Genomic DNA, 21,804 nt, shown 5'->3' with positions numbered 1-21,804 from the left:
ACGCAGGTATTGGCGCCGGACACACTTGGCATTTTGACCCCGGCATCCGTGCCGGGTGAGGATTTACTGCGTTTGATGGATGGGCGCAAGCCGATATTTATCTGCGCTGTCTAGCGGCTAAAGCATGGTCGCCCAAGGATTCCAGGTCGGCCAGCCCGTGAATTTCGCAGCGTCCGCCGCGAGCGATGTAGTCTTCCCGGTAATGGGTGATAAACTCCATCACGGTATGGTCGATCAAGTCGGTGGCGCTTAAATCGAAGATCACGGTTTGGCCGTCGGTCAGGCTGGCTACCTGGCTTTTTAGCGCCAGAAAGTTGGAGAATAAAGCCGCACCGCTGACTTTAACAATCCAGCTGTTTGGTCCGTTGGCTTGTAGTTTAAAAGATATAGACAGCAAATTGCCCAAGGGCACGCCGCGGCCGATGTGCAGCAACAATTTGGCGGCGATGCCGATCAGTACGCCGACTAACAGATTGCTGGCCAGGATCGCGAAAATGGTAATCACGAACAACGCCAGTTGTTCCTTGCCCAAGTCCATGCTTTTGGCAAAGGCTTGCGGCGAAGCCAAGCGATAGCCGGTATAAACCAGCAGCGCAGCCAACGAGGCTAAGGGTATTGTCGAGATCAAGTCTGGAAACAGCACCACAAACAGTAAGACGAAGCCGCCGTGAAAAAAATTAGCCCAGCTGCTGCGGCCGCCGGCGTCGATGTTGGCTGAGCTGCGGACGATTTCCGCAATCATCGGTAAACCGCCGATCATGCCGGACACTACGTTGCCGATACCTACCGCGCGCAACTCCTTATTCAAGTCGGAATAACGTTTTTCCGGGTCGAGTTTATCGACGGCGGCGGCGCTGAGCAGGCTTTCCAGGCTGCCCACCAGGCAGATTGAAATCACGCTTTCCCAAAACGCCAAGGCACTCAGTTTGCCAAAATCCGGCAGGTAAAAACTGGCCAACAGACTGTCCGGGAAAGTCACAAGAAAGTGCGATGCAAACAAAACATCTTTAGGAACGATGAACGCTTCGCCCGGCTGCAATTGGTCGAGCTGGAATAGATGGCCCAGCAGGATGCCGGAGGCGATGACGATGATGGGTGCCGGAATCTTGCGCAGTAAGGGCAGCTGGATTTGCGGCCAGCCGATCAGCACCACAATGCCTGCCAATGCGATCAAGCCGATTTGTGGCATGAAGTAAATCAGGCTATGCGGCAAAGCGGCGATGCCGGACAGGATGCTGGCACCTTGGCTTTGCACGCCGGCCATCACCGGTAATTGTTTGCTGATGATGATAATGCCAATCGCCGCGAGCATGCCGTGTACCACCGAAGCCGGAAAAAATGCCGCCAAGCGGCCGGCTTTGAAGTAACCCAGCACGGTTTGCAAGGCGCCGGCAATGACGATTGCCGCCAAGGTATAGCGGTAGCCTGCCATTGCATCGCCGTCGCCGAGGGTTTGCACGGAGGTCAGTATCACCACGATCAAACCGGCCGCTGGGCCGGTAATAGTGAGTTGCGCGCCACCGATGCGCGATACCAGCAAGCCACCGACGATGGCGGAAATGATGCCGGCCATCGGTGGAAAGCCGGAGGCGACGGCGATACCCAGACACAAGGGCAAGGCGATCAGGAATACCAAAAAGCCGGCGGTGAGGTCTTGCCGCCAAGGATTTGCTAGCGAGGGTTTTTGCATGAATTCTCCGGGTAAGTCGCATGGCCCGATACGCACGCAGTTAAACGGGCAATGAATTGGATGAGGTTTTTATTCAATCATAACCAGTTTTTTCCGAACGTTATGAAGTTTGTGGGCGGATGCCCGTTCCGGCTTTTTGTTACGGGTATGGCTAAGCGGGTATTGAAGGCCGCAGTGGCAGGTTGGTTTTAACGTTTGCCTAGGCCTGCGACAGTGCGTCGCAGGGACAAATAAAACGGGCCTAGCCTGATGATTCGGGTAAAATGCGCCGGCCAATTCTGGTCTTTTTTAACACTGAGAACCAGCTGTTTCCAGTTTCTTTTCCCGCTTAAATTAATGAATATGCACATTGTTGCTCGCGTAATTTTTGTCTTTTTCTGTTTGTTGTCAGGGCCCTTGCTGGCCGCCGATTCGGGTAACTCCAGCTTTCTGGTATTAAATTATCACGACATTCTCGAAGAAGAAGAGCGGGTGCCGCCATTTGATCGCATCGCGGTCAATAAAGACCATTTGGCCGATCATTTTGCCTGGTTGAAGCAGAATAACTATCACGTTATCAGCGTCCAGGATTTGCTGGATTGCATGAAGGGCGACAAGGTGTTGCCGACTAAAGCCGTGATGTTGACCTTTGACGACGGCTACCTGAGTTTTTATACCCGGGCCATGCCTTTGCTGAAAAAATACAAGTATCCGGCCACCTTGGCGGTAGTCGGTTCTTGGCTGGAGCAGCAGAATGTGCCCGGCGTTAAACCGTTAATGACGCCTGCGCAGATTCGCGAAGTGGCGGACAGCGGTCTGGTCGAGATTGCTTCGCACACCTATGACTTACATCACGGCATCGTCGCCAATCCGCAAGGCAATCAGCAAAGCGCAGTCACTTCGCGTTTGTACAGCAACGAGTACGATGAATACGAGAAAGACGAGGACTATCGCAAACGGATTTTCCAGGAAGTGGATAAAAGCTCTGAGCGCTTGTTTCAGATACTGGGCAAGCGGCCGCGGGTGATGGTGTGGCCTTACGGCGAATATAACGCCATCGCGCTGGAAGCAACGAAATTGGCCGGCATGCGCCTGACTATGGGTTTGAACGACGGTGCCAATACTTTGGCCGATGCATATGTGATGAAGCGGATGATGATCACCGACGACGTCAACGCCAAACAGTTCGGTGAAATCGTCAAAAATCAGCGCGTGGGCCAGGAATTGCGGGTCGCGCACGTGGATATGGATTACATCTACGATGATGACGAAGAGCAGACTGAGAAGAATTTGGCTTTGGTGGTGGAGAGAATTAAAGCCAGCGGCGCTAATACAGTTTATCTGCAAGCCTATTCCGACCCGGACGGCGACGGTAATGCCGACAAGCTGTATTTCCCTAATCGGCATCTGCCGATGCGCCGGGACATGTTTAATCATGTGACCTTGCAATTGCGCACTCGGGCAGGGGTGAGGGTGTATGCCTGGATGCCGATCATGGCCTATAAAGCCGATGTGCCGCTGAAATGGTATGTAAAGGAATGGCGCGACGGCGAGCCGCAGCTATCCCGGCATATCTACACGCGGTTGTCGCCGTTTAACCCGGAAGCGCGGCAGTTTGTCGGCGAGATATATGAAGATCTGGCGAAGCATTGCGACTTTAACGGCATTCTGTTTCACGACGACGGGATTTTGTCGGATTTTGAAGACGTCTCGCCGTTGGCGATGGACTTCAGTCGTAACGTCTGGGGCATGCCGGCCGAGTTCGACAAGATCCACGCATCCAGCGAGTTACGCTTGCGTTGGGCGCAGCACAAAACCGAGTTGATCGGTCAGTTTACCGATTATTTGACCGACAAAGTCCGGTTCTATCGGCCCTATATCAAAACCGCCCGCAATTTTTACTCTTTGCCGCTGCTAAAGCCTTATAGCGAAGAATGGTATGCGCAGTCTTTCCCGGCGTTTTTAAAGCATTACGACTACGTGGCGGTGGAAGCGATGCCTTTCATGGAAGAGGCGGAAAATCCCAAGCAGTGGTTGATAGAGTTGGTGGAAAAGACCGCGCAATATCCGGACGGTCTGGACAAGATGGTGTTCGAATTGCAGGCGGTCAATTGGAAAACCAAGCAGGATATTGCGATGCCGGTGTTTACCGAGCAATTCGAGTTATTGAAAAAACACGGCGCCAAGCATATCGGTTATTACCCGGATAATGTGTTTAACGATCAGCCGAAGTTGGCCGAGCTGAAAAAATTCTTCCCGGTTTCGAGAAAGGATTAAACGATACATGGAAAACTTGCTAGACCAAGCCTGGGTGCAGCAGTTTATCGACTGGTGGTTGATCGCCCTGGAATATTTGCAGGAAGTGCCGTGGTGGCAGTTCAACGAATGGCTGTCGCGCTTTGTGTTTTATTATCCGTTGCTGATGGCCTATGTCTGGATGTTGGGCGGCATGATTTATTACGTGCGTTGGGAGCGGAATCGCGGCAATGTGTTGTCTGATCTGCCGCAGTTACCCGAATATCCGTCCGTGTCGATTCTGATCCCTTGCTATAACGAGGGCGAGAATGTCCGGGAGACCATCGAATATCTGCTGCATCAGGAATATCCCAACTACGAAATTATTGCGATCAACGACGGCAGCAAAGACAACACGCTGGAAATTTTGCACGAGCTGGCCGACCAGCACCCACAAATTCGGGTGGTCAATTTAGCCAGCAATCAAGGCAAGGCGGTGGGTTTGCGCACCGCGGCATTATTAGCCAATAGCGAAATTTTGATCGGCATTGACGGCGATGCCTTGCTGGCGCCGAATGCGACGGCCTGGATCGTTCGGCATTTTCTGGAAGATCCGCATGTCGGCGCGGTGACCGGTAATCCGCGTATCCGCAACCGTTCCACTTTGCTGGGTAAAATTCAGGTTGGGGAGTTTTCCGCTATCGTCGGCATGATCAAGCGTGCGCAGCGTTCTTATGGGCATGTATTTACCATTTCCGGAGTGATTGCCGGTTTCCGGAAAACTGCCTTGCACGATGTGGGCTATTGGAGTCCTGACATGGTGACCGAAGACATCGACATTAGCTGGAAGCTACAGCTGGCCGGCTGGGCGATTCGTTTCGAGCCGAATGCCTTGTGTTGGGTGTTGATGCCGGAAACGCTAAACGGCTTGTGGAAGCAGCGCAGCCGCTGGGCGCAAGGTGGAGTTGAGGTCTTGCTGCGTTATTTCCGGCCGCTGTTTAGCTGGCGTTCCCGTGGTATGTGGCCGCTGTATCTGGAATGCTGCATCAGTTTGACCTGGGCGTTTCTGGTGGTGGCGATGCTGGCGCTGGTGCCGATCGAGTGGCTTAGTAGCGAACCGCAGGAGGCGCTGGAAGATTTATCGCCGCATTGGACCAGTATGTTGTTATGCGTCACCTGTTTGATTCAGTTTGCCGTCAGTTTGACTATCGATTCCAGTTACGAGCGTAAGAGCGGCGGCTCCGCGCAGCATTATTACTGGATGATTTGGTATCCGATTGTCTATTGGCTAATCAATGTCGGTACCACGATTAACGGCTGCATCAAGGCTTTACGCAAAAAGCGCGGCCAGCGGGCGGTGTGGGTAACCTTGGATAGAGGCTTGAGGCAGAAATGAAAGACATCATCATCAACCAACCGCATCTACAAAGTTTCTCGCAAAAATGCGGTTCGGCGTTTATGTCGGTATTGAGTTGGGTGCTTTGGTTGTACTTTTTGTGGCCCCTGTTTACGCTCGGCGCCTGGTTGATGGGTTTGAAAAGCCTGTCCGACGAGATCCGCTGGTTCGGGGGTTATAAAACGCTGTTGGAATTGTTGCAGTTGTACGGCGAGATCGTGGTGATCATTGCCGGCATTTGGTTGTTTTGGACTTTGTATTTGTCCTGGTTGCATGCCAGCGTCGCTCCTAAGCGGACCGCGCCTGTCACTGATCAACAGTTGGCGGTGGCGTTTAAAGTCGATGAAGCCTTGGTATTGAAGGCTCGGGCCGGCAAAAAAGTAACCGTGCACTTCGATAATCACGCGGTGATTACCGAGATAGATTCGTAGTAGTCCGGATTGCTGGGTTGCGGTTCTGCTTTTCGCGGCGTTGATGTTACACTGCGCTAGGCGTATTCAAGGACTTACATTATGCAACTTGCAATCACAGTGTTGGGCGGCAAGTCCAACGGTTTTATCGCGGAAATCCTCTCGGCCCTGAGTGCCTGTCAATGCAGTGTCGTGGAACTGCGCACGTCCAACCTGACCCAAATCACTGCGGCTTATCTGCTGATAGCCGGCAATTGGAATCATATCGCCAAGCTGGAAGGTATGCTGGAAGCGATAAAAGTTCGATTCGAAATTCAGATGAGTTTTTTACGGCCGGATGAAATCCCGCCAGTATTGGAGGGGGTGCCTTACACATTGGAAACCATTTCCATGGATAAAAACGACGTGCTGTTCGCGGTGACATCGTTTTTATTGGACAGGGGCATTTCTATCGAAGAAGTGACTGCCAGCCGCCATCAAGCGGCGTTTTTTAACACGCCGGTGTTCTCCACCAAATATGTATTGCTGGTACCGCCGGAAGTGCGCATTTTATCGTTGCGTGAAGAGTTTCTGGATTTTTGCGACAGCTTGAACATCGACGCTATTCTCGAACCCATTAAAAGGTGATCTGATGACTTTAGCTACTCTCGGCTCCGCCGTTCCCGATTTTGAAATTGCCGCCACCGGCGAAAAAACCGTCAAACTGAGCGACTATCGCGGCAAAAAAGTCGTTTTATATTTCTATCCCAAGGACAACACCCCCGGCTGTACCCAGGAAGGTCAAGGCTTTAGGGATAATATCGAACAGTTCAATCAATTAAATGCCGTTATCCTCGGTGTATCCCGTGATAGCGTGAAAATGCACGAGGGATTTAAATGTAAACAAGAGTTTCCGTTTGATTTGTTATCCGATCAGGACGAGAGCCTTTGCAATTTATTTGATGTCATCAAAATGAAAAACATGTACGGCAAGCAAGTGCGTGGCATAGAGCGCAGCACTTTCCTGATCGACGAAGCGGGTGTGTTGGTCAAGGAGTGGCGCAAGGCGCAGGTCAAAACCCACATTGCCGAAGTGTTGGATTATTTGCAATCGGCTGCCGAATAAATCGGCGCCAATCCACCCTTATTGATGAGGCTATTCAGTTAGCGTCAGACTACTTAAGACGACAGTCTAATAATCTTGTTTTGCCTTACACCGGCTAGGGCACTTAAACCCTGCGCCCCGCTCAGGATTGTTTAATCCGGCGGTTTTGGCGATAATGAACACAGTTTTTAATCATTTGGACGAAACACATGAACGAAATGCTGTCCTCAGGGATTGAGCTGATGTTGATAGGCATGGGTATGGTCTACGCATTTTTGGCTATGTTGATCGTGGCTATCAATGTGATGTCCCAACTGGTACGCCGCTATTTTCCGGAAATGCCTGCCAAGTTTTCGGACCAACCTGTCGTGGCAGGAAACGATAAGGCTGTTATCGCCGCTATTACCGCCGCTGTTCATCAGTACCGCAAAAAACATAAACACGGATAATCATACCCACAAGGTAACAGTGCTCGGCCCAAAAACGTCATTAGGAGAAAAGAGTGGAAAAGGTAAATAAGCCCCTGGGAATTACTGAGGTGGTATTACGTGACGCCCATCAGTCAATTCTGGCGACCCGGCTACGTATCGAAGACATGCTGCCGATTTGCGAGCAGCTTGATCAAATCGGTTACTGGTCTATCGAATCCTGGGGGGGCGCCACCTTTGATGCGTGTATTCGCTATTTGGGCGAAGATCCTTGGGAGCGTTTACGGCTGTTAAAAAAAGCCATGCCCAATACCCCGCAACAAATGCTGTTCCGCGGGCAAAATATTTTGGGCTACCGGCACTATGCCGACGATGTGGTCGATAAATTTGTCGAGCGTTGCGTGGTCAACGGTATAGACGTATTTCGGATTTTCGATGCGATGAACGATATGCGCAATATCGACCGCGCCATCAAAGCCGTGCTACATACCGATGCCCATGCCCAAGGCACTATTTCCTACACCACCAGTCCGGTACATACGATCAAGAAGTGGGTCGAGCAAGGCAAGCAAATTGAGGACATGGGTGCGCACTCTATCTGTATCAAGGACATGGCCGGTTTGTTAACGCCTTACGATGCTTACGAGCTGATCAGCAAACTAAAAAACGCCGTGGCGATTCCAATCCATATGCAATGCCACGCTACCACCGGTTTAAGTGTCGGTACATACATCAAGGCTGTTGAGGCCGGCGTCGACAATGTCGATACCGCCATCTCGTCGTTGAGCATGACCTACGGTCACAGCCCCACCGAAACCATAGTGGCGGCCATGGCCGGCCAAAAGCGCGAAACCGGTCTGGATCTAGCCAAGCTGGAAAAGATCGCCGCCTATTTTCGAGAAGTACGCAAAAAATATGCGCAATTCGAAGGCAGCCTGAAAGGCGTGGATGGCCGGATTTTAGTATCGCAAGTGCCGGGCGGTATGTTAACCAATATGGAAAGCCAATTGCGGGAGCAGGGCGCTGCGGATCGTTTTGACGCGGTGCTGCAGGAAATTCCGTTAGTGCGTAAAGACCTCGGTTACATCCCGCTGGTCACGCCCACTTCGCAAATTGTCGGTACTCAGGCCGTGTTGAATGTGCTAGCCGGCGAGCGCTACAAAACGATCAGCAAGGAAACCGCCGGTGTATTGAAAGGCGAATACGGCGCAACGCCAGCCCCAGTCGATAAAGAATTGCAGGCGCGCGTGCTGAACGGCGCCGAACCGATCACATGCCGACCGGCGGATTTGCTGGAAGCCGAGATGGACAAACTGGTCGCCGAAGTAAAAGCCAAAGCCGCGGCAGAAGGTGTGAAACTGGCCGATAGCGTTGAAGAAGATGCGCTTATTGATGGCTTGTTTGCGCAAGTCGGCTGGAAATTCATTCAAAACCGCGGTAACCCGGAGGCTTTTGAACCTAAACCGGGAGCAGAGAGCGCGACAGCGTCAGTGCCCGCCGTTACCCAGAAAGCCGTGGTCGCAGAGACCTACATTGTTAACGTCGACGGCAAAAACTATCACGTAGCGGTGGCTTCCGGCGGTGCCGACTTAGTCGTTAAACCGGTTACAGTACAGTCCGTTTTGGACAGCGGCCCCATGTTGGCAGCCACTGCGCCTATCGTTAGCGGCAGTGGTGTTGTGGAATCCCCGCTGGCTGGCGTGGTGCTTAAAGTCAATGTCAATGTAGGCTCTCATCTCTCCGAAGGTGATGTCGTTTTGATTATGGAAGCGATGAAAATGGAAACTGAGATCCGCGCCAAAGTAGCCGGTATCGTCAGCGCGGTAAACGTTCGTCAGGGGGATTCCGTGGCGGTTGGCGATGTATTGGTCACCTTGTAATATTTCTTATCGTTTAATGTGGTCTCGGGCCGTTAGCTTAGGCCCGGGATCTAAGTAATTCGCTGATCAGCGATTCGCGCCACGCTGCTGGCGGGTGCGATGGCGGCGATTCTGATCAAACAACCGATTGAATACATAATCCATGGAAAATCTTAGACTGTTGTGGGAAAGCACGGGTATCTATAACGTTACCGGGCCGCAAGTCATTATGATGGCGGTGGGGTTTTTGCTGTTGTATCTGGCTATCAAAAAAGGCTTTGAACCTTTGCTGCTGTTACCGATAGGATTTGGCGCAGTGCTGAGCAACATTCCGGTGGCCGGCATGATAGACGAAGGCGGCATCCTTTATTACCTATATGGTGGTATCAAGGCAGGCATCTTTCCGCTACTGATTTTTATGGGCGTCGGGGCGATGACCGATTTCGGCCCGATGTTGGCTAACCCTAAAACTTTGTTTTTAGGGGCTGCCGCCCAATTCGGGATATTCGCGACTCTATTCGGCGCGTTGGCGTTGAATGCCGTTCCAGGTATGGATTTTACGCTTAAGCAGGCGGCGGCGATTGCCATCATCGGCGGCGCCGACGGCCCGACCGCGATCTATGTGGCGTCCAAATTGGCGCCTGAGTTATTGGGGGCGATTGCGGTGGCCGCGTATTCTTACATGGCATTAGTACCCTTGATTCAACCGCCTATCATGCGCGCCTTGACTAGCGAGCAAGAGCGGCGGATAGAAATGCAACAGCTTAGAGTGGTTAGCAAGGCCGAAAAAATCGTATTTCCTTTGATGTTGCTGGTATTGACCGCCATGTTGCTGCCTTCGGCGGCACCGCTGGTCGGTATGTTTTGTCTGGGTAATCTGATGAACGCCAGTGGTGTTGTGGATAGGCTGAGCAAAACCGCGCAAAACGAATTGATCAATATAGTCACGATATTCCTGGGTTTGTCGGTCGGCTCCAAACTGAGCGCCGAGGCGTTTTTAAAAATGGAAACGCTAGGTATTTTAGGCTTGGGCGCAGTCGCTTTTTCTATCGGTACTGCAAGCGGTGTGCTGATGGCCAAAGTCATGAACCGTTTCAGCAGTACGCCAATTAATCCGCTGATCGGCGCTGCCGGTGTTTCTGCCGTACCGATGGCAGCGCGGGTGGCTAATAAAATTGGTTTGGAAAGTAACCCGCACAACTTTTTGTTAATGCACGCGATGGGACCGAATGTGGCTGGTGTGATCGGCTCAGCAGTCGCGGCGGGCGTGTTGTTGAGTTTGGTTCGTTAGCGCCAAAATTCTGTATGAGTGTCCAGTCAGCCAAGGACCAGCCGATTAAGGTGCTCTGGCTGACATCAAGTTATCCTCGCAATAAAGATGACAGTGCTTCGGTTTTCTTACGCTATTTGGCGGAAGCTCTGGCAAGCCAGAAAGTTAATCTTTATATCCTCGCACCGGATCATCCGGAAGTACACGCAACTAAGCAGCCTGACGGTATAGTTTGTCGCCATTTTCGTTATTTTTGGCCGCGTAAGTGGCAAATGTTAGCTTACCGCTCCGGGATTTTACCCAACTTGCGAGCCGCTCCTTGGTTGTTGCTGCAGGTGCCTTTTTTCATTCTGTCTATGTTTATTACTGCGGCCTGGATAGTGGTTGTCCAGCGGCCGTCGTTGATACACGCCCACTGGATTTTCCCGCAAGGCACGGTAGCGGTATTGTTAGGCAAGCTGTTCAAGATCCCGGTGTTGGTGACCGCGCACGGTGGTGACGCTTTTGCGTTGCGAGGTAGCGTTTTAGGAGCTATCAAACGCTGGACCATAAAGCATTGCGCAGCTTGGACCAGCAACACCGAAGCCACTGCCGATGCCGTAGGCCCGGATTTGCCCAAGCCGCAGATTATTCCCATGGGCATAGACTATGAAAAATTTGCGGCCGGCAATGCTCAAGCGGTACTCAAGCCAAGCAATACGCAAAAAATTATTCTGTTATTTGTCGGGCGCTTGGTTGAAAAAAAAGGCGTGGCCGATCTGATAGTGGCGGTTGCTGATTTGCCTAAAAACCTACTTGATCGCATTGAATTATGGATTATTGGCGATGGCGTCGAGCGTGAACGTTTAAAAATGTTAGCGGTTGATTTAAAGATTGAAGATAAGGTGGTTTTTTACGGCAGATTTCCGAACGCCATCTTACCGGACTACTATGCGGCAGCTGATATTTTCATCGCTCCATCAATTGTCGACAGCAATGGCGATACGGAAGGCCAAGGTGTAATTTTATTGGAAGCGATGGCTAGCGGTACTGCTGTGATAAGTACGCGCACTGGTGGCGTTGCCGAAATAATTGAGCATGGAAAAACGGGGTTGTTAGTTGATCCTAAGCAAACAAAATCGCTTTCAAAGGCGATTGAGCAGCTATTGGTGGATGAAACTTTAAGAAAAGGACTGTGCGCATTTGGGAGGCTGGCTGCCGAACCTTATGATTGGAAAGAGATCGCCAGTAAGTTTGTCGCAATTTATAGCCGACAGTCATAGAGTAGTTAAGCGGTAATGAACATCTACTTCCTGTGTAAGCGGTATTACACCAACAAAGATCTAATTCATGATCGCTTTGGGCGGCTTTACCATTTGCCGAAACAATGGGTGACCCATGGTAGCGATGTTTTTGTTGATGCCATTGACTATCGAAATAACACAGAAATAAGCGTTAACGAAGCGGGTGTTTCTTTTCATACCATTCCAGCAACGGCAAGCAAGATACCTCGATTTCTTCTGGATGCCTATCGCAATGCTTGTATTGCCAAACCGGATGTTCTCATCGCAAGTGGCGACATTTACATTGGTTACCTAGGGCTTTGGATAGCAAGAAGACTTGGAGTGCCATTTGTCTACGATGTGTATGATTATTACCCGTCTTTTCGGATCAACCGATTTAAAGGACTCGCTTTGCTGTTTGATCATACGGTTAAGAAAGCCGATTTGGTTTTATGTGCAAGCCAACCTCTGTTACAAAAAGTCCTTACCCAACTTAACCAAAATGCCCTATTAATCGAAAATGGAGTTGATACGGCCTTATTCAATAAAGTTGATCATTTACGGGCCAGACTGGCGATGAAACTGGTGACCGATATTCCATTGGTTGGTTATTTCGGTTCCATTACGCCGTCCCGAGGACCGCTTCTGATCGAAGCCTGTCGACGAGCCAGATCGGCTCTGCCGAATTTGCGACTTGTATTGGCCGGACGAGTAACGGATGTATGCTTTGACGAGCCGTGGATAGACTATTTTGGTGAGTTGGAACAATCAGACATACCAAAACTTATACAGGCTTGTGACGTGGTATGCGTGCCGTATGCCGATGACACATTTAATAGTATGTCAGGCGCATGCAAGATTGCGGAATACCTGGCTTGCGGAAAACCAGTTATAGCTACACGGGTTTCCAATCACGAACAGATCTTTAAAGATGCACCATCATCTATTTGTGATCCTGATCCTAACGATATGGCTAAAGCAATCCTCTCACAGCTTCAAAACCCGGAAATAGCTTTATTTCCAGAAGAGTTGGCTTGGCAATCAATAGGCCAAAAACTTTATGAAGCTTTGACTAAGCTTGTCTGATGAAAAATCTTTATATCGTCATTACCGACTTCAATGGCTACACGCAGACTCTACATTGTCTAGAGGCATTAGCGGTTAGCCAATTTCAGGAATTCACTATATTGCTAGTCGATCACGGTACTACTGACACGACAAAAATCGGACTGGCCCAGGATTTTCCGCACGTAATTCGCTTGGAAGGCTCATCCGAGCTTTGGTGGACTGGCGCAACCAATCTGGGTATCCGTACAGCTATAGAGCGTGGGGCGGACTATGTCATGTTGTTAAACAACGATTGCTATGTGACGCCTAATACCGTGGGTCACTTGGTAAAATTGACCGAAGCGCATCCTGACGCCATCATCGCCCCAGTCCAGCGCGATTGGCAAAGCGGACAAATTACTTCAATCAGTCCAAGTACTTGCTTTTTGTTGGGGTTTTCTACGATAGCTGGCCCCAAGCAACTCAGCGCAAAGATGCTTTCCCAAGATGTTATCCCAGTCAAACTAATCGTTGGTGGCAGGGGAGCGCTAGTTCCCGTTGCGGTATTTAATAAAATAGGCTTGTTCGACGAAAAACGCTTGCCGCATTATGGTGCCGACCATGATTTTTATTTACGTGCCAGAAAGCAGCAAATTTCGCTTAATGTAGCGCCTCATTTATTCGTGGATATTGATGCGCATAGCACCAGTCAGGCTAGTAATCCAGCTACGCTTAGATTTTTTGGATTTATGCATTCTTTGACCAGCACTAGATCCCATCGCAATCTGCGAGATGTTATTACTTTATTCAAGTTTCACTATCCTGTTTCATGGCTATGCCAGCTAGGAGTAGCGCTATATTTTGTCCGCTATTTTCTTGTATATTTATTTAATCGAGCGAGGTATGTTGTTTGGTAATTAAAAGCAATTAATTAATGTATTAAATATTATTTTCTTTAATTTATTTTTGTGTAAACCGGTGTTAGAGTAATAGCTGGCGGCAAATTGAGAATTCTTAACAAATTTGTATTTGAGTATAAAGAAAGCATTGTTCTAAGGCGTTTTATAAAGCTATTTAGTGTTGATAGCTTTGTTAAAGTTTCAGGGATAATTTTTCTGCCGGTATATCTGCATTTGATGACGCAAGATGAATATGCTGTATTCAATTATGTGTTGTCAGTTATAGGCACTTTTGGGCTAGTTATTAATTTTGGATTATATGTTTCCCAGATAAAGCTATATCATAGTTTGTGTAGCGAAGAAAAGTCGTCTTTGCTATACACAATTAATATTATTTTATTTGTTTTATTAATAATATTTGTTACCCCGTTATACTTTTTTGGTTGGGATGAAGTTCTTGTTAAGAGTTTATTTTCTAAATCTATTGCTTATCATCATTATAGATGGTTGATATTAATTGGCATGATAAGCTCAGTTTACTCATGTATGTTATTGTATTTTTTTATGGCGGAGGAGTTTGTTACTAAGCAACAATCATACAATATAACTCGGTTTATAATTGGTACTGGTGTTGGGGTCTCTGCAATGTACTGGTTGTCAGGGGATAATGCCGATATACGCACTAAAGCATACTTATTTAGTGAAATATTCGCACTTACAGTTTTTTTTCGGTCTTATGTTGCTGCTATGCGTCCTAAGGTAAATTGGGGGGTGGCAATGAAGGCTTTGAAAATTGGGTTACCAATAATGGGCTCAGCTATATTGGGAATTTTTGTTAATTTTTCTGATAAATATTTTATTGAGAAATATTGCTCGTTAGCTGATTTGTCGGTTTACTATTTGTCATTCACTTTAGCGAATATAATTACTATTGTTTTTTCGGCATTCCAAAATGTTTGGCTTCCTTTGTTCTTAAAGGAAAAAGATGTGTCTCTGAATCTTGCTAAAACAAAAAAAACATTTCTAGTTTTAGGTGGAGTGTTTGTTGCTATTGCGCTTTTTATATGGTTTGGTTTTTTTATGGCGATATTCTTTGAAATAATAGATGAAAAATACTCAGGTGTCTTGCGGATTCTACCTTATGCAATGATTACATGTATTATTTCAGGGCTTACCGGTTTATTAAGTAATTATGTTATATACTGGAATATGACTTTTCTGACTGTTTTATTCGGTGTGTTTGTTGCGTGCATCAGTTTGCCGCTAAATTATTTTGGATCAAAGCTCTATGGTATTCTAGGAGTTTCAGTTGTTGGTGTACTTGTAAGCGCAGTGCAGTTTAATTTATATTATATTTTTATTCTAATCAAAAAGAAACAGTGCGTGAATATTTGAATATTCGGCTTCGTATTTTCGGTCGGCGTGTTAGTTTTATATAATGGAAAGTGACTTAAAAATTATGGTATGCTTTTCGTTATTTTTATTGTGACTAGTCGATAAGCATTTGTTGCTGGGGTATTACCATATAGCTTACATTTTACTGAGGCAACTTTTTTAAGAAAAAATAAACATGATTAAAAGTTTTATAAAAGTAATGCTATCAATTTTTTTTAAGAAATATCGTGAGCCAGAAAAAGAAAGATTTATAAAGTTGTATGATCATGGTTCTGGTAAGTGTATTGAAATGTTTTGGAGAAAAGATAGCTTTATAGAATCTGAATTATATAAGTATGGTCTTTATGGTCGATGGGAAAGGCAGTCGCTTAAGATTTGGGCTGCTTTGTCAAAACGAGCTCATTTAATATTAGATGTCGGAGCGAATACTGGTGTATTTAGTCTAATTTCTCAAAGTAATAACAGTTCGGCGAAAATTATAGCGGTCGAGCCAATACAGATTAATTATGAGTTATTGGAATTAAATATAAAAAAAAATAATTTTCCTGTGAGTGTTGAACGGATAGCGTTGTCAAATTATGATGGAAACGCATCAATGTTTATGCTGAAAGATAGACTAAATTATATGACATCTATTAACGATAATAGATATAAACTACACCCTGAGGTTGCTCGAGATACAAGGATTATTGAAGTTGTTGTTGATGTTAAGCCCTATCAATATTTACAAAATAAGTATTCGCTAAAAAATGTTGATTTAATTAAGATCGATGTTGAGGGGCATGAATTTTCAGTTCTGGAGTCGATGTATCCTGAATTAAAAGCGAGCTTGCCGTCAATCGTGGTGGAAATAATTAGTGATGATAGTGCAAATAAAATTAATAAGTTGCTTGAAGGTTTAAGTTATAGATATTTTTCTATAGATGAAGTTAAAAATAGTTTAACTTTGGTGTCTGGCCTTTGGAATAACGATCATCAGAACTTTTTAATATGCACTCAGGGTGTTGCGGATTATTTAAATAGTGTGGGACTGATGAGGTAATAGGCATTCTTTAGGTATGAAAATTTTAATAGTATCAGATTGGTATTCTGAGAGCATGGGCTATTCAGAAAATTTCTTGCCTATGGCTTTTGGGAAGCTAAATCAAGAAGTGCATTTGGTTACTTCTAATTTGCAAGTATATGCTACCTCGACTGACTACGATAAGGTATATAAAAATAAGCTCGGAAATTCTCAAACAAAAACAGGTGTATTCAAAAATTTATATTTCACGTTACATAGAAATTATTCTGAGGTTTCTCGCTACGGAATAAATATAATTGGTTTGGAAGAAAAAATAAAGAAGTTAAATCCAGATGTTATATACTGCTTTGAGATAAACCTGTTAACAACTGCGTTACTAGCAAAGTTAAAGCCAAAATACAATTTCTGTTTATTTTGTGAAAGCCGAATGCATTCTTCGGTTTTTTCCCCGCCGACTAATTTGATTAGTAAGGTTAAGTTCTGGATAAGCAATAGGCATTTTTGGCTGGAAGATGTTATAAATAATGTTGATATATTTTACCCTATAGCGCCTGACGTTTATTTTAATATTACAAATTATTTTTGTATACCTAGTGAAAAGTGTAAGTTAGCTAGTCTTTCTGTCGAAACTGGTATTTTCAATTCTGAACGAAACGAAGTCTCAGTAACAAGGTTTAGAGAAAAGCTAGGGTTTGGTGATGCCGATATTGTTTGTGTTTATACGGGGCGCTTTACGGCAGATAAAGGACCACTCATACTGGGACAAGCAATAGATTATTTACACGAAATTGGTTACGTATTTATTAAAGGATTATTTATAGGCTGCGGTGATGCTGATTATCAGAGTCAGCTTCAGAATTGCAAAGGATGCACTACACTGCCGTTTGTAGAGCCAAAAGATTTACCAAATATTTATCATAGCTCAGATATAGGTGTGTGGCCGTTGCAAGAATCTACTAGCCAGTTAGATGCTATGGCGTGCGGCCTGCCTATTATTGTGAACGACACGGTAGAAGATGTGGATAGATTTGAAGGGAATGGTGTGAGATTCAAGAAGAACGACTTTAAGGATTTAGCAAAAAAAATATTGCTTTTAGTTGAAACGGAACAAAGAGTCAATATGGGTGCTATCGGCGCGAACAGAATAAAACAGAAGTATTCTTGGGAAGTTTTTGCTCAACAAAGATTAGTGGAATTTTTCTATTTTGTTAATAAAAAATGTACGTTGTTGTGAAAAATTTTAATTTTTTTTTAAAAAAAATCTTGCCTCTGATTCTAATTCGTAAATTTAACCGATATTTTGGTGGTGGTATAGTTTTTGATGATGCTGGTAGTACCTGGGATGAATCCGCTTTGTTGTGCATTGGTTACTCTGCGGACGATATACTTAAAAGAGTACTGGATGCCACACTAACAGTTAAGTGTGGCGATGCGCTTTTCGAGCGTGATTCCGTGCTCTTTTATAACGTTGATTTCGTTTGGCCAGGTTTGTCGGGATTGATGTGGGCAGCGGCTCTAGCTGGAGGCAGGTTAAATGTGCTGGATTTTGGCGGTGCTTTGGGGAGTAGCTATTTTCAGCACCGGATTATCCTCAGTACATTGTCCAATGTTCGATGGAATGTAGTCGAGCAAGCCCATTATGTAGAAGCCGGAAGAACTCATATTCAGGACGACGTGTTGCGATTTTATTATTCGATTGATGAATGTTTAGCTGAGAATAAGCCAAATGTAATTCTTTTATCTAGCGTGTTACAGTATCTGGAATCCCCGTTTGACGTTATCAAAAAATTGCCGTTTATAGGGGCGTCAATTTTAATTATTGATCGTACGCCTTTTTCAAAACTTGCGCAAGATAAACTGTTAATCCAGCGTGTGCCACCTTCTATTTACAAGGCTAGTTACCCGATGTGGGTTTTTTCTGAGTCTGCATTTCTAAATAAAATAAATCAAGATTGGTGCTCGATAGGCAACATAAATTGTCCAGAAGGGACGGTTTATTCCAATAAAGGCTTTGAATTCTCTTTTCAAGGTATGTTATTGCAGCGGCGTGAATCGTGATTCTTTTTAAATCATATTATTTTAAAGAAATGTACACCCCCGGATGGCTAGGTGTTTTTGTAAATCCTTTTTATTTTTCACGTTTAGGTTTATACCGCGCTATGACAGAATTCGCTCCTAAATTGAGAGGAGTTTTACTTGATGTAGGTTGTGGTACTAAGCCCTATAAACAGCTTTTTAATGTTAGTACCTACATCGGTTTAGAGATTGATAGTGTCTTTTCCAGGCAGAGGGATATTGCGGATTATTTTTATGATGGTAAAAAATTCCCATTTGATGATGCATCGTTCGACTCAGTCCTTTGTAATCAAGTTCTCGAGCACGTATTTAATCCTGATGAGTTTCTAGAGCAACTCAATCGGGTGCTAAAGCCTAATGGTAGCTTACTGCTTACGGTTCCATTTGTTTGGGACGAGCATGAGCAGCCTTACGATTTCGCGCGATATTCCAGTTTTGGATTACGCGCCCTGTTGGAAAAACATGGGTTTAGAATCATCGAGCATAGAAAAACTTGTGCCGATGCGTCTGTTTTGTTTCAACTGACAAACGCTTTCATTTTTAAGATTATCCAATCTTTTCCAAAAATCTGTAAGCTACTTTTAACGGTTTCCGTGATGGCTACAATTAATTTATGCGGTATTTTTTTTAGTCGAGTGTTGCCTGTAAACGCGGATCTATTTCTTGATAATATTGTGTTGGCGGAAAAAATTTCTTGAATACATATGAAGGTAAACAAATATTAATTACGGGGGGGCTGGGTTTCATTGGCTCCAATCTTGCCCGGGTTTTAGTTGCGCTTGGTGCGAACGTTACGCTTGTAGATAGCCTCATACCACAATATGGCGGCAATCCATTTAACATTGTAGATATCCGTGACCGAGTTTCCGTAAATGTTTGTGACGTACGCGATTCATTTGCGCTTGCCTATTTGCTGCAAAATCAGGATTACCTTTTCAATTTGGCTGGGCAAACAAGTCATCTTGATTCTATGGTCGATCCACGCACAGACCTGGAAATCAATGCCACCGCGCAGCTTTCCATATTAGAGGCTTGCCGCAAAGTTAATCCCGGTGTCAAGATTGTTTTTGCCAGTACTCGACAACTTTATGGAAAGCCGGATTATCTGCCGGTGGATGAGAAACATCCAATTCGTCCAGTGGATGTCAATGGCATTAACAAATTAGCTGGTGAGTGGTATCACCTTCTCTATAACAATGTTTATGGGATTCAAGCATGCGCTTTGCGTCTTACCAATACTTATGGCCCTGGAATGCGCGTCAAGGATGCGCGTCAAACCTTTCTAGGTATCTGGGTGAGGCTATTGATTGAAGGTAATCCGATAAAGGTTTTTGGAGACGGGCTGCAACTAAGAGATTTTAATTACGTGGATGATTGCGTGAGCGCCCTATTACTGGCTGGTGCAAGCGAGCAAGCCAACGGCAAGGTATACAATTTGGGCAGTAAAGAAGTCATTGGCTTAAAAGACTTGGCGCAGATGATGATTGAACTTGGCTATGGTGGTGCTTTTGAATTGATACCTTTTCCGCCAGAGCGAAAAGCGATTGATATAGGCGATTACTACAGTGATTTTTCGTTAATTACTTCTGAGTTGGGTTGGAAACCGGAAATTGGTTTACGCGAAGGGTTAGCAAACACCCTGGCTTATTATGCGGAACACCACCGACACTATTGGGACGCGAACGCATGATTTTGATGAATGACTTTAAGGCCGAGCCGCCGGAGCTACAACAGGCTATGCTTGAAGCTGCGAAGCGCGTCATCGAGTCGGGTTGGTTTGTTTTGGGCAAGGAGGTTTCTGCGTTTGAGCAGCAGTGGGCTTTAGCCTGTGGCCTAGCTTTTGGTGTGGGAGTTGGCAATGGAATGGATGCCATAGAGATTGCATTGCGAGCGCTCGATGTGGGACCAGGCGATGAGGTTATCACCACGCCGATGACAGCATTCGCTACAGTGCTCGCAATAATAAGGGCCGGCGCCATACCGGTCTTGGCAGATATCGATCCACAAACCGCTTTGCTGTCTTTGGAAAGTGCCAGCCGTTGTGTCACGTCCAATACCAAAGCCGTAGTCTTGGTTCACCTGTACGGGCAAATTCGTGCGATGGATTTGTGGGCGGCGTTTTGTGCAAATTATGAAATTGCGCTTATTGAGGATTGCGCCCAAGCGCACTTGGCGTCATTAGGTGGTAAAGCAGCCGGTAGCTTTGGGATTATGGGAGCATATAGTTTTTATCCTACCAAAAACCTCGGAGCAGTCGGCGACGCCGGCATGGTTGTAACAAATAATGAAAAATTGGCTGTAAGGGCGAGCCAATTGCGTAACTATGGACAAAGTGTGCGCTATCGGCATCCTGAATTTGGCTTGAATAGCCGGTTGGACGAAATTCAGGCGGCTATTTTATCGGAGCGACTCAAGTGGTTGCCTGACTTTACCGAGCGTCGACGGCAAATTGCGACAGCTTATTTTGACGGTATTAAGAATTCGAATGTTACTTGCTTGGCATTGCCTGAATCCAGGTCCGGCCACGTCTATCATTTATTTGTCGTCATTTGCCCTTTCCGCGACGCACTCCAAGCACATTTGCAACAAAAGCAGATACAAACATTTATTCATTACCCGATTCCCATTCATATGCAAGAACCTTGTCGTAATCTCGGCTGTGATCGGTACGGCTTGGTCCACAGCGAACGGCACGCCGACACCTGTCTTTCTTTACCGTGTCATCCGCAAATGTCGGATGAGGACGTAGCGCTTGTGATAGCGGCTGTCAATTCTTTTCAGGGCAAATGAACGAACATTACGTCACCTTATTTGATAGTCTGTTTTTGCCGCAGGGGCTTGCTCTGTATGCGTCCATGCAGAGACATGCGGGAGCTTATACCCTGTGGATTTTGTGCATGGATGATGAGGTATTCGAAAAGTTGGGGCGCCTTGATCTGCCAAACGTACGATTACTGCAACTAAGCATACTTGAGACAGATGAATTGATTAACGTTAAGCGGCAACGCACAATAGCGGAATATTGCTGGACCCTAACACCATTTACCCCACGTTTTGTTTTTGCTTCCGATCCATCTGTTCAGCGCGTAACTTATCTGGATGCAGATTTATGGTTTCGTAAAAACCCAAAGCAGATTTTTTGGGAGTTTGAAGAATCCGGCAAACAGTTATTGATAACGGATCATGCGTACGCTCCGGAATATGACCGGTCGGCAACCTCAGGCCAATATTGCGTGCAGTTTATGATTTTCCAAAGAGAGGGTGGAGAAGAAGTTCGACGTTGGTGGGAAGCCCGCTGCCTAGAGTGGTGCCATGCGCGCGCGGAAGACGGTAAGTTTGGGGACCAAAAATATCTGGACGATTGGACCGAGCGATTTTCCGAACAAGTTCATGTTTTGGCCGACAAAGAGCTTTTACAGGCTCCCTGGAACGCCACCCGCTTTCCTCATGGCCGAGCGGTTTGTTGGCACTTTCACGAATTACGCATTTTAAAAGGCTTGTCGGCGGCCCGGTACACTGTTGATTGCGGTTCTTACCCATTGCCTTCGGTAACGAGGCGCCATATTTATCGCGAATATTTAATCGATTTACGCCGAGCAATTGACACCATAAAGACTTTTGGCTGGGAAGTGAAAGCGCAACGCAAGCTGACTCTGAGCGACAAGTTTTTTGGATTTTTTCTTGGCTTCTGGCGGCAAGTTTGGCGAACGACCATACATTGGCAGCAGTCTTTATAAGCGGAAAAATGCA

The 21,804-nt window shown here is 46.3% G+C and carries 20 protein-coding genes; 19 read left to right on the top strand and 1 reads right to left on the bottom strand.

The window, feature by feature from the left end:
• Nucleotides 1-97 precede the first annotated feature (97 nt).
• Nucleotides 98-1,690: a SulP family inorganic anion transporter gene (locus DDY07_RS09130; protein ID WP_171695673.1), complete on the bottom strand. Its 1,593-nt coding sequence runs from the start codon at nucleotides 1,688-1,690 to the stop codon at nucleotides 98-100.
• A 336-nt stretch (nucleotides 1,691-2,026) separates the two neighbouring features.
• Here DDY07_RS09130 and pgaB point away from each other — a divergent pair, with 336 nt between their 5' ends.
• The 19 genes from pgaB to DDY07_RS09035 all read left to right on the top strand — a co-directional run bounded on the left by pgaB (nucleotide 2,027) and on the right by DDY07_RS09035 (nucleotide 21,791).
• Complete coding sequence (gene pgaB, locus DDY07_RS09125; RefSeq protein ID WP_171695672.1) at nucleotides 2,027-3,946, top strand: poly-beta-1,6-N-acetyl-D-glucosamine N-deacetylase PgaB; 1,920 nt, start codon at nucleotides 2,027-2,029, stop codon at nucleotides 3,944-3,946.
• A gap of 7 nt (nucleotides 3,947-3,953) precedes the next feature.
• A complete protein-coding gene (gene pgaC, locus DDY07_RS09120) occupies nucleotides 3,954-5,300 on the top strand; it encodes a poly-beta-1,6-N-acetyl-D-glucosamine synthase (RefSeq protein ID WP_171695671.1) in 1,347 nt (448 codons plus the stop codon).
• Nucleotides 5,297-5,731, top strand: a complete 435-nt coding sequence (gene pgaD / locus DDY07_RS09115) for a poly-beta-1,6-N-acetyl-D-glucosamine biosynthesis protein PgaD (RefSeq protein ID WP_171695670.1) — start codon at nucleotides 5,297-5,299, stop codon at nucleotides 5,729-5,731. Before pgaC ends, pgaD begins: the two co-directional genes overlap by 4 nt.
• An 81-nt stretch (nucleotides 5,732-5,812) precedes the next feature.
• Entirely contained in the window at nucleotides 5,813-6,337 is a 525-nt protein-coding gene (locus DDY07_RS09110; protein WP_033156519.1) for a glycine cleavage system protein R, read from the top strand.
• Nucleotides 6,338-6,341: 4 nt separating this feature from the next.
• Nucleotides 6,342-6,815, top strand: coding sequence for a peroxiredoxin (locus DDY07_RS09105; RefSeq protein ID WP_171695669.1), 474 nt, complete (start codon nucleotides 6,342-6,344; stop codon nucleotides 6,813-6,815).
• Between the two features lie 188 nt (nucleotides 6,816-7,003).
• Nucleotides 7,004-7,243 carry an OadG family protein gene (locus DDY07_RS09100; protein WP_036274151.1) on the top strand — a complete coding sequence of 80 codons (240 nt, stop codon included), beginning with the start codon at nucleotides 7,004-7,006 and terminating at the stop codon, nucleotides 7,241-7,243.
• A 53-nt stretch (nucleotides 7,244-7,296) separates the two neighbouring features.
• Nucleotides 7,297-9,102, top strand: coding sequence for a sodium-extruding oxaloacetate decarboxylase subunit alpha (gene oadA / locus DDY07_RS09095; RefSeq protein WP_171695668.1), 1,806 nt, complete (start codon nucleotides 7,297-7,299; stop codon nucleotides 9,100-9,102).
• Nucleotides 9,103-9,244: 142 nt separating this feature from the next.
• A complete protein-coding gene (locus tag DDY07_RS09090) occupies nucleotides 9,245-10,372 on the top strand; it encodes a sodium ion-translocating decarboxylase subunit beta (protein WP_064038326.1) in 1,128 nt (375 codons plus the stop codon).
• 14 nt (nucleotides 10,373-10,386) lie between these two features.
• Nucleotides 10,387-11,613, top strand: coding sequence for a glycosyltransferase (locus DDY07_RS09085; protein ID WP_171695667.1), 1,227 nt, complete (start codon nucleotides 10,387-10,389; stop codon nucleotides 11,611-11,613).
• A gap of 15 nt (nucleotides 11,614-11,628) precedes the next feature.
• Nucleotides 11,629-12,699, top strand: coding sequence for a glycosyltransferase (locus tag DDY07_RS09080; RefSeq protein WP_171695666.1), 1,071 nt, complete (start codon nucleotides 11,629-11,631; stop codon nucleotides 12,697-12,699).
• Nucleotides 12,699-13,577, top strand: coding sequence for a glycosyltransferase (locus tag DDY07_RS09075; protein WP_171695665.1), 879 nt, complete (start codon nucleotides 12,699-12,701; stop codon nucleotides 13,575-13,577). The genes DDY07_RS09080 and DDY07_RS09075 overlap by 1 nt, the downstream gene beginning before the upstream one ends.
• Nucleotides 13,578-13,664: 87 nt before the next feature.
• Nucleotides 13,665-14,954: a lipopolysaccharide biosynthesis protein gene (locus DDY07_RS09070; protein WP_171695664.1), complete on the top strand. Its 1,290-nt coding sequence runs from the start codon at nucleotides 13,665-13,667 to the stop codon at nucleotides 14,952-14,954.
• A gap of 175 nt (nucleotides 14,955-15,129) precedes the next feature.
• Nucleotides 15,130-15,996 (top strand): FkbM family methyltransferase, encoded by an 867-nt coding sequence (locus tag DDY07_RS09065; RefSeq protein WP_171695663.1) that lies wholly within the window; start codon nucleotides 15,130-15,132, stop codon nucleotides 15,994-15,996.
• Nucleotides 15,997-16,012: 16 nt separating this feature from the next.
• Nucleotides 16,013-17,212 carry a glycosyltransferase family 4 protein gene (locus tag DDY07_RS09060; protein ID WP_171695662.1) on the top strand — a complete coding sequence of 400 codons (1,200 nt, stop codon included), beginning with the start codon at nucleotides 16,013-16,015 and terminating at the stop codon, nucleotides 17,210-17,212.
• Nucleotides 17,209-18,036, top strand: a complete 828-nt coding sequence (locus DDY07_RS09055) for a methyltransferase, TIGR04325 family (RefSeq protein WP_171695661.1) — start codon at nucleotides 17,209-17,211, stop codon at nucleotides 18,034-18,036. Before DDY07_RS09060 ends, DDY07_RS09055 begins: the two co-directional genes overlap by 4 nt.
• Nucleotides 18,033-18,752 (top strand): class I SAM-dependent methyltransferase, encoded by a 720-nt coding sequence (locus DDY07_RS09050; RefSeq protein ID WP_216614730.1) that lies wholly within the window; start codon nucleotides 18,033-18,035, stop codon nucleotides 18,750-18,752. The genes DDY07_RS09055 and DDY07_RS09050 overlap by 4 nt, the downstream gene beginning before the upstream one ends.
• Nucleotides 18,749-19,744 carry an NAD-dependent epimerase/dehydratase family protein gene (locus tag DDY07_RS09045; RefSeq protein ID WP_171695660.1) on the top strand — a complete coding sequence of 332 codons (996 nt, stop codon included), beginning with the start codon at nucleotides 18,749-18,751 and terminating at the stop codon, nucleotides 19,742-19,744. Before DDY07_RS09050 ends, DDY07_RS09045 begins: the two co-directional genes overlap by 4 nt.
• Nucleotides 19,741-20,844 carry a DegT/DnrJ/EryC1/StrS aminotransferase family protein gene (locus tag DDY07_RS09040; RefSeq protein ID WP_171695659.1) on the top strand — a complete coding sequence of 368 codons (1,104 nt, stop codon included), beginning with the start codon at nucleotides 19,741-19,743 and terminating at the stop codon, nucleotides 20,842-20,844. The genes DDY07_RS09045 and DDY07_RS09040 overlap by 4 nt, the downstream gene beginning before the upstream one ends.
• Nucleotides 20,841-21,791, top strand: coding sequence for a glycosyl transferase (locus DDY07_RS09035; protein WP_171695658.1), 951 nt, complete (start codon nucleotides 20,841-20,843; stop codon nucleotides 21,789-21,791). The genes DDY07_RS09040 and DDY07_RS09035 overlap by 4 nt, the downstream gene beginning before the upstream one ends.
• The last annotated feature ends 13 nt before the right edge of the window (nucleotides 21,792-21,804 follow it).

Origin of the sequence: Methylomonas sp. ZR1 (assembly GCF_013141865.1) — a bacterium.
Classification (GTDB): domain Bacteria; phylum Pseudomonadota; class Gammaproteobacteria; order Methylococcales; family Methylomonadaceae; genus Methylomonas.
Note: the sequence above shows the minus strand (reverse complement) of the source record. Positions and strands in the feature narration are given on the sequence as shown.